At 62.0% G+C, this 13,237-nt stretch carries 9 protein-coding genes; 3 read left to right on the forward strand and 6 right to left on the reverse strand.

The window, feature by feature from the left end; all coding sequences use genetic code 11:
- Positions 1-31: 31 nt before the first annotated feature.
- Positions 32-973: a DUF808 domain-containing protein gene (locus VVD49_RS14275; protein WP_327599853.1), complete on the reverse strand. Its 942-nt coding sequence runs from the start codon at positions 971-973 to the stop codon at positions 32-34.
- Between the two features lie 112 nt (positions 974-1,085).
- On the opposite strand from VVD49_RS14275, the gene sbcB reads away from it, so the two are divergent.
- The gene (gene sbcB / locus VVD49_RS14280) at positions 1,086-2,528 is read left to right on the forward strand and encodes an exodeoxyribonuclease I (protein ID WP_327599854.1); all 1,443 of its coding nucleotides are present in this window, start codon (positions 1,086-1,088) and stop codon (positions 2,526-2,528) included.
- Between the two features lie 531 nt (positions 2,529-3,059).
- Positions 3,060-5,147 (forward strand): EAL domain-containing protein, encoded by a 2,088-nt coding sequence (locus tag VVD49_RS14285; protein WP_327599855.1) that lies wholly within the window; start codon positions 3,060-3,062, stop codon positions 5,145-5,147.
- A 69-nt stretch (positions 5,148-5,216) separates the two neighbouring features.
- On the opposite strand, the gene VVD49_RS14290 is transcribed toward VVD49_RS14285, so the two are convergent.
- The 3 genes from VVD49_RS14290 to VVD49_RS14300 all read right to left on the reverse strand — a co-directional run bounded on the left by VVD49_RS14290 (position 5,217) and on the right by VVD49_RS14300 (position 10,940).
- Positions 5,217-6,320, reverse strand: a complete 1,104-nt coding sequence (locus tag VVD49_RS14290) for a pectate lyase (RefSeq protein ID WP_327599856.1) — start codon at positions 6,318-6,320, stop codon at positions 5,217-5,219.
- Positions 6,321-6,529: 209 nt separating this feature from the next.
- The gene (locus VVD49_RS14295; RefSeq protein WP_327599857.1) at positions 6,530-7,480 is read right to left on the reverse strand and encodes a response regulator transcription factor; all 951 of its coding nucleotides are present in this window, start codon (positions 7,478-7,480) and stop codon (positions 6,530-6,532) included.
- Positions 7,467-10,940 (reverse strand): hybrid sensor histidine kinase/response regulator, encoded by a 3,474-nt coding sequence (locus VVD49_RS14300; protein WP_327599858.1) that lies wholly within the window; start codon positions 10,938-10,940, stop codon positions 7,467-7,469. The genes VVD49_RS14295 and VVD49_RS14300 overlap by 14 nt, the downstream gene beginning before the upstream one ends.
- 201 nt (positions 10,941-11,141) lie before the next feature.
- On the opposite strand from VVD49_RS14300, the gene VVD49_RS14305 reads away from it, so the two are divergent.
- Entirely contained in the window at positions 11,142-12,083 is a 942-nt protein-coding gene (locus VVD49_RS14305) for a hypothetical protein (RefSeq protein WP_327599859.1), read from the forward strand.
- Positions 12,084-12,094: 11 nt separating this feature from the next.
- On the opposite strand, the gene VVD49_RS14310 is transcribed toward VVD49_RS14305, so the two are convergent.
- Both VVD49_RS14310 and VVD49_RS14315 read right to left on the reverse strand, forming a co-directional pair.
- A complete protein-coding gene (locus VVD49_RS14310; protein WP_327599860.1) occupies positions 12,095-12,715 on the reverse strand; it encodes an HAD family hydrolase in 621 nt (206 codons plus the stop codon).
- On the reverse strand, positions 12,712-13,143 hold the full coding sequence (locus VVD49_RS14315; RefSeq protein ID WP_327599861.1) for a DUF1841 family protein: 432 nt from the start codon (positions 13,141-13,143) through the stop codon (positions 12,712-12,714). Before VVD49_RS14315 ends, VVD49_RS14310 begins: the two co-directional genes overlap by 4 nt.
- Between the last annotated feature and the right edge of the window lie 94 nt (positions 13,144-13,237).

Consider the following 13,237-nt stretch of genomic DNA (forward strand, 5'->3'; position numbering starts at 1 on the left):
GCGCTGCGCTTTTCCGACCTACGTGAATGCCTCAGGCTGGTTTGCTCTTGAACTTCGAGATCAGCGAAGTGATCGGTGCGACGACCAGCAGCACCAGGCCACCGGCAATCACGCCAGCCACCATGCTGAGCACAGAAGGAGCGAGGGCGCCGACGACCGGGCCGACACCAGCCATGCCCGCCGCTAGCTCGCTCAGGTGATCGATGAAGTGATGCGCCGCCGGCAAGCCATGTACGAGGATGCCGCCACCCACCATGAACATGGCGGCGGTGCCGATGACGGACAGGGCCTTCATGAGTTTGGGGGCTGCGGTAAGTAGCAGCCGACCTATGGCAGCCTTCAGACGGCCGCCTGCCTTGATGAGGTGAAGACCCAGATCGTCCAGCTTCACGATGCCGCCAACGAGTGAATACACGCCGACCGTCATGACTGCAGCAATCCCAGCCACGACGATGATTCGCTGTGACAGCGGGGCATCCTGAACGGTGCCCAGCGCGATGACGATGATTTCCGCCGAGAGGATGAAGTCGGTGCGGATTGCGCCGCTGATCTTGTCCTTCTCGAATGCCACCAGATCGATCTCTGGATCGGCCAACGCCTTTACCTTGTCGGCATGAGCGGAGACATCTTCTGCGTGACTGTGCAGGAACTTGTGGGCCAGCTTCTCGAACCCTTCGAAGCACAGGTAGGCACCACCGAGCATCAGCAGCGGGGTGATGGCCCAGGGGGCAATCGCGCTGATGACCAGCGCCGCTGGCACGAGGATCAGCTTGTTGCGCATCGAGCCCTTGGCAACGGCCCATACGACAGGCAACTCGCGTTCGGCGCGCACGCCCGACACCTGTTCGGCATTCAAGGCGAGGTCGTCACCGAGTACGCCAGCTGTTTTCTTGGCGGCGACCTTGGTCATGAGGGCGACGTCGTCGAGCACGGTGGCGATGTCGTCGAGAAGAACAAGCAAGCTGGTGGCCACGCGACACTTTCTGGATGAATTGCGAAGGACGACACTTTAGCAGCGCGGCGTCGCCCGCAGCGCTAACATAGCGCCTCTTCGCGTCTCTCGGCGTTTTTCGCCCGCCTGCATCATGACCACCTTTTACTGGCACGACTACGAAACCTTCGGCATCGTGCCGCGCCGCGACCGGCCTGCGCAATTCGCCGGCATCCGCACCGATGCCGAGCTGAACGAGATCGGCGAACCGCTGATGATCTACTGCCAGCCGGCGCCGGATTACCTGCCGGACCCGGAGTCCTGCCTGCTCACCAGCATCCTGCCGCAGACCTGTCTTGAGCGTGGCGTGCCTGAGCACGCGTTCGCCGCTGCCATCGAAGCCGAGCTGGCCGAGCCCGGCACGGTCGGCCTGGGCTACAACACCATCCGTTTCGATGATGAGGTGACGCGCCACCTGTTCTGGCGCAATCTCATCGACCCCTATGCGCGCGAATGGCAGAACGATTGCGGCCGCTGGGACTTGCTTGACGTGGTGCGTTGCATGTACGCGCTACGTCCCGAAGGCATCGAGTGGCCTCGGCACGAGGACGGTCGCCCGTCCTTCAAGCTGGAGCATCTGACCAAGGCCAATGGCCTGGCGCATGAGGCGGCGCACGACGCGCTGTCTGACGTGCGGGCGACGATTGCGCTGGCGCGCCTGATCCGCCAGAAGCAACCCAAGCTCTTCAATTTCTGCCTGCGCCTGAGGAAGAAAGAGGCGGTACTGGCGGAGATCGACATGGCCGTCGACCCAGGCAGACGCAAACCCTTTCTGCATATCTCGGGCATGTTTCCCGCCGAACGTGGATGCATGGCGCTTGTGTGGCCGCTGGCACAACATTCGACCAACAAGAACGAGATCATCGTGTGGGACCTCGCACAGGATCCGTCAGAACTGTTCGCGCTGGACGCGGCGACGGTGCGCGAGCGCATGTTCTCGAAGCAGGCTGACCTGCCCGAAGGCGTGACGCGCTTGCCGGTGAAGAGTATCCACATCAACAAGTCGCCCATCGTGATTGGCAATCTCAGGACACTCGATGCTGCCACGGCCGAGAAGTGGGGGATCGACGTCGCCCTGGCGCAGCGGCATGCGGAGATCGCGCGTAGCGCGCCGCAGCTTGGCGCTTTGTGGGCAGAAGTGTTTGCGCGTCCGGCTGCCGAGCGAGCACCGGATGTGGATGAGGATCTATATGGCGGCTTCATCGGTAATAACGACCGTCGTACGCTCAATCGCTTGCGCGCACTCGATGGCGAGGCACTGGCCAGCGAGCGTGTCAGTTTCGATGACGCGCGTCTGGAGGAGCTGTTCTTCCGCTACAGAGCCCGCAACTTCCCGGAGGCCCTGGGCGAGGCGGATCAGGATCGCTGGTTGCAGCATCGTGTCGCGACGCTCCACGAAGGGCAGGGCGGCGCGCGCACGCTGACGGCGTTCTTCGACCGGATAGACACTCTGAGTGAAGAGGCTGACGAGCGCGGCGAAGCCATTCTCGGTGCGCTCTACGACTACGCCGAAGAGATCGCGCCGCCTCTGGCCTGAAGCGGGGCGGCGTTCGCCGTGCAGGTACGAGCCGCATGTAGTCATTACAGATGACGGCTGCCTATATGAAAAATATTCAATTTATGCAAGAGGCGTATTTCTGGGGCCCGCCATTGCAAACCCTGTGAGCAGCTCCTATCGTTCAGGAGAGCTGATCCTGCCCTGGCCGTGACAGGCAGAACGGCAGACCAAAGACGTGGTCATTGCGCTGGTTTGCTTCGCTCGGGCGCCGCGATCACGCATACGCCATTGCCGGGCCATGAGTCCGTGGTCGGGAATGGCTCGTTCCAGTGTCCTCAGGGGCCCATCTCGTTGTGTTATCTGATTGTGCGTTGTTGCGGCGGGCGTAGGCCCAAGGATTCCCGGCCCCAGGGACTCCGCCGGATTGATTGTGTGAATGCCTGTTTTCAGCGAAATTTGTTGCCGGTCACGCATTACGCCTCAAGAACTGCCCGCCGATGACGAATAGATGGGAGAGTCTGGAAATTTCCAATGGGTTTCACGCTGTTCTGATGACGGGAGTCTGGTGCGATGCCACCGAAAATCCTGCTGCTTGAAGACAGGCCTACCGATGCGGAGCTGGTAAAAGTCGAGCTGATCTGGGGCGGAATTACGGCCGACCTGCAGCGGGTCGACTCGCAAGAGGCCTACGAGGCGGCGCTGGAAACCTTCTCGCCGGACATCATCCTCTCCGATTTCAATGTGCCCGGCTTCAGCGGCCTGGCCGCGCTGGAGATCCGTAACCAGAAGGCGCCCGGTACCCCCTTCATTTTCGTCACCGGCTCGCTCGGGGAAGAACTGGCGGTATCGACGCTGCGTAGTGGCGCCACCGATTTCGTCCTCAAGGACCGCATGGCGCGCCTGCCAGCCGCGGTGACGGCGGCGATGGAGAGTTTCGCGCGGCGCGGCGAGCGCGACCGCATGAACCTCGAGTTGCTGAGCGAACGCAACCTCATGCAGGCCGTGCTGGACGCCGCCCAGGCCATGATCATCGTGCTGGATGACAGTGGGCACATCATGCACATCAATGCCGCGGCCGAGCGCATCACCCATCTTCCGCGGGCGACGCTGGTAGGCATGAAGTTCTGGGATGCGATGTCGCAGTCAGAACAGGTCGATACCATCCGTCACGAGATCCACGCTGCCCTCGACCTGCGGCACGAGACGCCGCAGCGCAGCTGGCCGATGATCACCCCGACCGAGCGCAAGATCATCTGCTCATCCTCGGCACTGGCGCACGATCATCGTGGCGAGCGGCTCGTGGTGTGTGGCATCGACATTACCGAGCAGGAGCGTGCCGAGCAGCACGCTTTCTTTCTCGGGCATTTCGATCCGGTCACGAACCTGCCCAACCGCATGCATTTTGTGCAACAGCTTGGCGAGTATTGCAAGCAGCGCGCGGCCGACGCGACTACGGTGCTGGTCGTGATGATGATTGGCGTGGAGCGCGTACAGGACATTGGCGACAGTTACGGCGATGCGGCCATCAACCAGGTGCTGACGGAGGTTGTGCAGCGCTTGAGGGTCTGGCAGTCGCATGCTGATCTGCTGGCACGTGTTGCCGATAACAGTTTTGCGTTGGCGTTCGAGGTAGGCAGAGGGCCCGATCTCGACATGCTGGCCCCCCATATTCTCGAGCAGCTACGCGAGCAGGTCAGTGTGGGTGATTCGCAATGGGTGCTACCGGTCGTGCATGCCGGCATTTCACTCTATCCCGATAATGCAAGCGAGGCCGGGCCTTTGCTCAAGGCTGCTGAATCCGCCCTGCATTGCGCGCCGACCGACACCGACCAGATCTACGCCTTCTATTCGCCCTTGCTGTCGGACCAGATCCGGGAGCGCCTGCTGCTTGAGAGCGAGTTGCGGGAGGCGCTCAAGACGGATGACCAGCTCATCCTGCACTACCAGCCACAGGTCGACATCGCCACGGGGCGCACGGTGGGGCTGGAGGCGCTGGTGCGCTGGCGCCACCCGCGTCTGGACTGGCTGTCACCGGCGCGCTTCATCCCGCAGGCAGAAGCCTGCGGCTTGATGGTGCCTTTGGGACGCTGGGTCATGCGTAGCGCGTGCCGGCAATTGAGCCTGTGGAAAGCGCAAGGTCTCAGCGCACCGACCGTGTCGGTCAATCTGTCGGCGGGGCAGTTCTCCGGACCTTCACTGATTGATGACGTTGACACGACCTTGAGGGAATTCTCGGTGGAGCCGAGTCTGCTGGAGCTCGAGCTGACCGAGTCGGCGAGTATGCGTGACCCGGAACTGAGCATCTCCATCATGGAGCAGTTGCGTGGCATGGGCATCAAGATCGCTATCGACGATTTCGGTACCGGCTATTCCAACCTGAGCTATCTGAAACGCTTCCCGGTTGATCGCCTGAAGCTCGATCAGGCCTTCGTGCGCGACATCATGACCGACGCAGATGATCTCGCCATCTCGCGCGCCATCGTGGCCATGGCCTTGCAGCTACGCCTCGAGGTGGTGGCAGAAGGGGTGGAGACGCGCGAGCAGTTGCGCATGCTGGCAAACGCCGGTTGCCGCACCGTGCAAGGTTATCTCTACAGTCGGCCGGTGGCGGCCGAGCACTGCTTGCCATTCATGCAAACGCCATTCCCGATCTACTGAAGTTTCAAGCGCCAAAGAAAAAGCCCCTGCTGTGCAGGGGCTTTTTTTCGTACTGAGCGTTCGTATCGATCAGAACGCTGTGACGTCGGATTGGCTCACGTCGCAGACTGCGCCGTTCCATACCTGGCCGAGGCTCTTCGACGAACCGTTGTGGTCAGTCACGCCGGTGTACTCGACGCAGATCTTTGGCGAGCTCTGGTTTGGATTGCTGCTGGTTGCCTTGGGTGGCTTGTAGCCCAGCACGCGCAGACCGCGAATCGTGATCTTGTCGCCGTAGTTGCGATTACCGCCAGCGACCGTGTCGCCAACCTTGGCATTGATCGTCACATTGGAGATCTTGGCCGTGCGCGGGCCGCCATTGTTGGTGCAGTCACCACACGAGCGCCACAGCTTGCCCATCTCGGTATTGACCGTGAAGTTCTCGATGATGGTCGTGCTGTTCTTCGAGTTGTGCTGGAACACCTTGTCTTTGGCGTTGGTTGCTGAACCGCCGCTGATGGTCAGCGTGCCGCCTTCGGAAAGGTTGCTGGCAGCGTCTTCGCAGACGTCTTCCCACACGACGTTCTCAAGACGGCAGTTGCCCCCGACGCAGTGGATGCCGTCGCCGGCCTTGCCTGCTGCCAGTCGCACGTTCTTCAGCGTGGCGTTGTTCAGCGTGAAGACAGGTTGCTGGCCTTCGCCGTCACCCGTGCAGGAGGTGCCGATGGTCTTGCCGCCGCAATCCACGGTGGTGTTGGCGATCACTGCGCCACCGACGCAGGCATTGCTTGCGGAGGTGCTGGACGAGGAGCTGGCCACGCTCGAGCTGGCGACGCTGCTGCTTTTCGATGAAGAGCTGGATGAAGCTACCGAAGATGCAACCGAGCTGGAAGACTTTGACGAACTGGACGCTGCAACGCTGGAGCTCGACGAGGTCGTCGTGCCGGCGTAGGAGCACCACACCGAATTGCTCGGCGCGCTCGGGAAGTTGCTCAGGCTGCAGGCGACGCTGCTGGTGAAAGTGCCGTAGCCGAACACGCCGGACTTGCCCATGGCGACTTGACGGGTACCGCTGAAGCTACAGGTCGCGCCGGGTTGGGCGCATTTTGTGTAGCCGGAAGGCGCATCGGCGGCAGCGTGCGCGCCGACGGAAATCAGGCACACGGCGGCGCCTGCAAGCAGTTTGCGAATCATTGTTGTGTCTCCTGGATTTTCTTGTTCGACGGTGGTCCGCCGTATTTCGTGTGAAGCCGGCGCAGTGTCGTGGCATTCGCCGGCATCCGCAACCTGCGGCGCATCAATTACCGGTCTCATGAACAGGAATCGTAAATCTGCCTGAGCGGATTACGTGATTCGCCGCCCCCCAAACGCTGCCGGCTGCCGGCGGCTGCGGTGCTACAGGCTTACTCTTTGGCGGGCTGGCCGCCGCGGCTCTTGCTCATTGCGAGATTGGCCGCAGCCGTACGCGTCTCCACGCCGAGTTTCTCGAAGACATGTTCGAGATGCTTGTGCACCGTGCGCGGGCTGCTGCCGAGGATGTCGCCGATGTCGCGGTTGGTCTTGCCCTTGATGACCCAGTAGAGCACCTCGGCCTCCTTGTTGGTGAGGCGGAAGGCGGCGATCAGTGCTTCGATATCGGCCGCATCGGACTCCTCGCGCAGCACCAGCAGCCATTCCTCTTCGGCCGTCTGGTCGTGCAGGGTCAGGATCAGCCGGCTGCGCCCCTGGGCGATGGTGAGTGGCGTGGCGCTGGCAGGGTCGATCTGGATGCGCTGGCTGGTGCTGGCGATCCAGTCGAGAACGGGCTGCGGCGTGCTGTGCTCCTGCATCTCGAAGTACTGGCTCATCAGCTTGCGTGCGAGCGGCGTTTGCCAGGTAATGCGCCCGCTCGGCGGGTGCACCGAGATGGTGGCCTGGCCAAACGCATCCAGCGCGCTGCGCGCCTGCTTCATCTGCCGTGCGCTCTGCAGGTGCTTGTGGATGCGCGCGATGACTTCGCCGGTGCGGATCGGCTTGCTCACGTAATCACTGCCGCCCGCGTTGAATGCAGCCACGACGTGCTCGGTCTCGGTCAGCCCGGTCATGAAGATGATGGGGATATGCTGGGTCGCAAAGTCAGCCTTGAGGCGACGCGAAACCTCGAAGCCATCCATGCCCGGCATCATGGCATCGAGCAGGATCACATCGGGCAGGCTCTGGCGGGCGCGCTGCAGCGCGCTCTCGCCATTGATGGCGACCAGCACCGTGAAGCCGGATTCATCCAGCGCATCGTGCAGCACCGAAAGATTGTCCGGCACGTCGTCGACGATCAGGACGACGTCGGTGCTGCTGCGATCTACATCAAGCCTTGGCATCGAGACTCTTTCTCACACTTTCGCTCATGGCGTCGAGCTGGAAGCGGCCGAGCAAGTCGCGCATCTGTTCGACGAAGCTGGCGCAGGTCGCGTCTTCAGCCACGATTTCATCCAGCGTTCCTTGTATGCCGCGCACATAGCCCAGGCTGATCTGCTTGTTCAGCTCTTCGAGCCGGGCGCGCGACGGCAGGGTATGTTCGCTCGTTGCGGCCACGGCGGCCGTGGGCGCAGGAGTGTAGTCGGTCCAGTCGAGTTTCAGGCGCTTGCCCAACCAGCCCAGCAACTCCTCCACCTTGACCGGCTTGAGGATGAAGTCTTCGTTGGCGATACCGACATCGTTCTCCTGACCCTTCTCGAAGGCATTGGCCGAGATGATGGCGATGTGCGCGCTGGAGAGGTGTTGCGTGCGGATACGTCTTATCGTTTCCCAGCCGTCGATGCCCGGCATGGCGAGATCCATGAAGATGACGTCTGGCTGGAAACGCGGCAGCACTTCGAGGCATTCCATGCCCGACGCGGCCTGATCGAGTTCGAAGCCCAGTGGGGCCAGCACACTGGCCAGCAGCTCGCGATCAACCTGTTCGTTGTCGACGATGAGTATGCGGCGACGTTCGCCGAGATAGCCGGTCTGCGTGATGCGTGGCAGTTCCTTGGCGGCCTGCGCGGAATGCACATGCGGCAGGAACAGGCGCACGGTGAACAGCGTGCCCGCATCGGGCGTATTTCCGGGCGTGCTGCGTACCGACATCTCGCCGCCCATCAGGTCGGTGAGCATCTTGGCGATGGTCAGGCCCAGCCCGGTGCCAGGCGCGGCCGTGGTCTGCGCTGACTCGCCGCGCGAGAAGGGCTCGAAGATGCGTTCGATGTCCTCACTGGAAATGCCCGGGCCGCTGTCTTCGATCTCGAAAGTCGCCATTTCGCGGGCGTGGCGCAAGCGGAAAACGACACCGCCTTGCTGGGTGAACTTCACTGCATTGCCCAGCAGGTTGATCAGGATCTGGCGCAGGCGTTTTTCATCGGCGCGGACGACGGCAGGCAGTTCGCCTTTCTGCTCGTACGTGAACTGCAGGCCTTTACCGTGCGCCTGCAGTTCGAACATGCGCACCAGTTGCTGCACGAGTTCGACGAAGTCGATGGCGCGGGTTTCCAGCGTCAGCTTGCCGCCTTCGATGCGGGCAATGTCGAGCGTGCCTTCGATGAGCGACAGCAAGTGATCGCCGCTACGACGGATGACCTTGATGGCCTGCTGGCGATGGGTGGGAATCGCCGGGTCGCCGTCGAGAATCTGTGCGTAGCCGAGGATGCTGTTGAGTGGCGTACGCAGCTCGTGACTGATGGCGGTGACGTAGCGGCTCTTTGCCTGGTTCGCCTGGTCGGCGACCTGCTTGGCGCGCTGCAATTGTTCGTCGGTGCGCTTGTGCGACTCGATTTCCCTCATCAGCAGGTGCGTCTGCCGGTTCGACTCCTCTTGGGCGACCTGACGACTCTTGTGAGTCAGCACCAGCCACCAGGAGAGAATGCCGCTGACCAGCAGCAAGGCGGCAAAAGCCTTGACGAATGCCAGGCGCAGCGGCTGCTGCAAGGCTTCGGACGCGTCGGCCATGAGCTGCATCTGGTGGTAGTAGAACAGGCCCAGCATGGCGCCCAGCACAGGCACGATCAGCGACATGACGAGCAGATAGTGCGCCAGCCCGGTGTCGACGTAAGGCCACAGGCGTTGCGGCAGCACCTGCCGCAACAGGCGCGCCCATTGGGACGATAGGCGGGCGTCCGGCTTGCACAGGTCGTGGCAGCGTGCGTCGAGCGAGCAGCACAGGGAGCAGATGTTCCCTTGATACGCCGGACAACGCGCCATGTCGTCCGACTCGTAACTGCGCTCGCAGATCACGCAACTGTGCACGCCGCGCGGCAGGGGGGCTTCGATGTACTTGCGCGACAGGTAGTACTTGCCGCGCGTGAGCCAGGCAATCAGCGGCGATGCGGTGAGGGCGGTCGCCAGCGCGATGAAGGAAGCAAAGGCTTGTGCGATGGGGCCGAAAAGCCCGACGTAGGCGCAGATCGACAGGGTCGAGGCGATCAGCATGCTGCCGACGCCGACTGGATTGACGTCGTAGAGATGCGCGCGTTTGAACTCGATGCCCTTGGGTGACAGCCCGAGCGGTTTGTTGATGACCAGGTCGGCGACGACTGCAACCATCCAGGAAATCGCGATGTTCGAGTACAGGCCGAGCACCTGGCCGAGCGCCTGGAATACGTCGAGCTCCATCAGCATCAGGGCGATGATGGTATTGAACAGCACCCACACGACGCGGCCGGGGTGGCTGTGCGTGAGTCGCGCAAAGAAGTTGGACCAGGCCAGCGAGCCTGCGTAGGCATTCGTGACGTTGATCTTGAGCTGCGAAATGATGACGAAGAAGGCTGTGACGGCGATCGCCCAGTCGGTGCGATGGAACACGCTCTCGAACCCGACGAGGTACATCTGGTTTGGATCGACGGCACGATCGAGCGGCACGGAGTTGCGGATGGCAAGGTAGGCGAGAAGCGCGCCGCCGAGCATTTTCGCAACGCCCAGAATGACCCAGCCCGGGCCTCCGATCAGCATGCTGGTGTACCAGCGGCGTTTGTTCTTCTCGGTCAGCTCCGGCATGAAGCGCAGGTAGTCAGCCTGTTCGCCCATCTGGGTGATCAGCGCGATGCCCACGGTCAGGGCTGCGCCGAACATGTAGATATTCAATTGCCCTCCCGTGCCGTCACCGCCCGCATACTGCGCAAGCTCGGCAATCACGCCCGGCTCCTTGTGCAGTACATAGATGTAGGGCAGGGCCAGCAGGATCAGCCAGATCGGCTGGGTGAGGGTCTGCAGGCGCGAGATGACTGTCACGCCGTGCGTCACCAGTGGAATCACGACCAGGGCACACAGCGCGTAGCCCCATACAGGGGGAATGTCGAAAGCCAGATCGAGCGCGTAGGCCATGATGGCGGCCTCCAGCGCGAAGAAGATGAAAGTGAAGCTGGCGTAGATCAGCGACGTGATGGTCGAGCCGATGTAGCCGAAACCGGCGCCACGCGTCAGCAGATCCATGTCCACACCGTAGCGCGCGGCGTAATGGCTGATCGGCAGGCCGCACAGGAAGATGATCAGGCCCGTTGCGAGGATGGCCCAGAAGGCATTGATGAAGCCGTAGTTCACCAGCAGCGTCGCGCCGACCGCTTCGAGCACGAGGAAGGACGCGGCACCGAACGCAGTGTTGGCGACACGCGCCTCGGAGAATTTGCGGAAGCTGCGCGCGGTAAAACGCAACGCGTAGTCCTCCACCGTCTCGTTGGCGACCCAGGTGTTGTAGTCGCGGCGCACTTTGACGACGCGCTGTATCGCTTCGCCGTCGTCTGTGCTTGCCGGAGTATCGAGTGCCGAGTTCATGGGGCGTATCTTGGCATGCGCCTGCTCAAGGCGGGGCATGTAGCCGCAGCTGAATTGCGACACATTCAACGGCGTCGCTGCACGCCAGGCATTCGCTGGCGCGGCGCGGCGAGGCGTCGTGGCTGGCGGAAACCACCTAAGGAATTGACCCTCTGGCGATCCATGCCCCGACGCGCATATGATGCAGCCGGGCGCCAACTGGTCGCCCCGGAGATCTCCCGACTTCCACGGACGCTTTCGATGAAATCTGCACCACTGTCAGTCGCATCGTTGTTGGCCCTGGTCTGGGCTTGCATCATGCCCTTGTCTTGCGCGGCTGAAGATGTGATCTATCTGCAGGGAGCCGATCCCGCCAAGGGAGCCATTCCGGATTTCAAGATCACAGTCTTCGACGAGGCCCTCAAGCGCACGCGGAAGCATTACGGACCGTATCGCTATGTCAGTAGCACGCTGACATTCTCGCGCGACCGCATGCTCGAGGAGTTGCAGCAGGGCACCCAGCTGAATGTCGCCATGGTGGTGACCCAGCCAAGCTGGGAGGAGAAACTCATCCCGGTCCGCATTCCGATCGACATGGGATTGTCGGGCTTGCGCATTTCGCTGATTCGCGCGGACGCGCAAGGCAAACTGGGCGCCGTCAGGAGTGTTGAAGATCTCAAGGCCCTGCGCATGGGTGTCGGCGCGGCATGGTCGTCACGCAAGGTGGCTGATGCGGGCGGTTTCGAGATCGTGCCAGCCGAAAACTACGACTCCTTGCTCAAGATGCTGAGTCTTGAGCGTTCGGATTACTTTCCGCGGAGCTTGAACGAAGCCTTCTCGGAATACGACGCCTTGCATGCCGCGCATCCAGAGATTGCGATTGACCGTGCCTTGCTGCTGAATCTGCCGCTGCCGACCTATGTTTTCGTGTCACCCAAAGCGCCACGCCTCGCAAAGCGGATCGAAGAGGGCATGGAGTCGATGGTGCGCGATGGCACCTTGCGCAAGCTGATGCTGCAGTTCAATGCGGACGTCATCAGGCGCGCAGCGCTGTGTGAACGACTGGTGCTGCAGATCCCGAACCCGCTATTGCCCGAAGGCACGCCGCTCGCGCGCAAGGAGCTGTGGTTCGATCCCTTCGACGAGAAGACCGGCATTTGCGCGAAAAGCGGCGGCCACAAGGGCCGGCGCTCCAACAGCTGACCGGGCCGAGCTCAGACGGGCAGGCCGAGGTCCCGTAGCTGCGGGCGTGCTCCGGCTGCATCCTTGAAGTGGATTGCGCGCATGCCCAGTGCGCGCGAGGCTTCAACGTTCGGCAAGCTGTCGTCGAGGAAGACGGCCTTTTCCGGCGTAATGGCGAAGCGTTCGAACAGGATCTGGTAGATCCTCGGATCGGGTTTGTTCACCCGCTCCTCGCCGGATAGCACGATGCCTTCGAATGCGTCCCAGAAATCGTAGCCATCGCGGCTGATCGCAAACAGCTCGGCCGAGAAATTGCTCAGCGCATAGAGACGGAAGCCCTTGGCCTTGAGTTCGCGCAGCAGGGTGACGGACTCGGGGAAGGCGGGCTTCATCGTGTCATGCCAGCGCTCGTAGAGGGCGCGAATCGCATGCGCATGCTGTGGGTGCTTCTCGCTGTGCTCGGCGACCGCCTGGGCCACCGGGTAGCCGGCATCCTGCTGCGCATGCCAGGCCATGATGCCGGCTTCGTCGATGAAGGATTCAATAGCGGTTTCGGTGTCGAAGATCTTGCGCAGCAGCCAGCGGATGTCCCAGGGGATCAGGACGTTGCCAAGATCGAATACCACGGTATCAATCGCACTCGTTGCACTCATGTGCTGCTGCCTCGTTGTTTGACGCGTTCAAGATAAGCCATGGCATCGAGCGGTGTGCCGCTGCGCTGTGACTCCCAGATGATTTCACCGAGCGACTCGAGCACGTCATGGCGTGCCTCGTGCGCATTGCCGCGACGTGCCAGGCAGGCCTCGAATGCGGCCTTGATGCCGGGCGGTTGGTCGATCGCGAGCTGCTCTTCGATGGCCAGATGCAGGGACATGTGCAGGAAGGGATTGATCGCGCCGTCATCGGGCGTGAAATCCTTTTCCGCAGCGTCAGGCGATTCCAGCAGGGCGTGGTATTCGGGGTGTGACTGCACGATGTCGGCGACGAGCTGCTCCATGGCTTGCATGGATTCGTTTGCCCGCTGCTTGCGCCAGCTCTCGATGAAGAAAGCGCGTGCCTGGTCTCGGGATGGGTTGAACATGCAGATGTCCGGGTGTTGCTGGGAAAGGCCGACATTGTACCGCCATAAAAAAAACGCCCGGCAAGCCGGGCGCAATGGAGGTGGAACGATGAAC

Source organism: Uliginosibacterium silvisoli, from assembly GCF_036017035.1.
In the GTDB taxonomy this organism is placed as follows: domain Bacteria; phylum Pseudomonadota; class Gammaproteobacteria; order Burkholderiales; family Rhodocyclaceae; genus Viridibacterium; species Viridibacterium silvisoli.

Excerpts from the sequence above, each read along its gene's own strand:
- sbcB (WP_327599854.1), top strand. The coding sequence starts at position 1,086 with ATGACCACCTTTTACTGGCACGACTACGAAACCTTCGGCATCGTGCCG.
- VVD49_RS14285 (WP_327599855.1), top strand. The coding sequence starts at position 3,060 with ATGCCACCGAAAATCCTGCTGCTTGAAGACAGGCCTACCGATGCGGAG.
- VVD49_RS14290 (WP_327599856.1), bottom strand. The coding sequence starts at position 6,320 with ATGATTCGCAAACTGCTTGCAGGCGCCGCCGTGTGCCTGATTTCCGTC.
- VVD49_RS14295 (WP_327599857.1), bottom strand. The coding sequence starts at position 7,480 with ATGCCAAGGCTTGATGTAGATCGCAGCAGCACCGACGTCGTCCTGATC.
- VVD49_RS14300 (WP_327599858.1), bottom strand. The coding sequence starts at position 10,940 with ATGCCCCGCCTTGAGCAGGCGCATGCCAAGATACGCCCCATGAACTCG.
- VVD49_RS14305 (WP_327599859.1), top strand. The coding sequence starts at position 11,142 with ATGAAATCTGCACCACTGTCAGTCGCATCGTTGTTGGCCCTGGTCTGG.
- VVD49_RS14310 (WP_327599860.1), bottom strand. The coding sequence starts at position 12,715 with ATGAGTGCAACGAGTGCGATTGATACCGTGGTATTCGATCTTGGCAAC.
- VVD49_RS14315 (WP_327599861.1), bottom strand. The coding sequence starts at position 13,143 with ATGTTCAACCCATCCCGAGACCAGGCACGCGCTTTCTTCATCGAGAGC.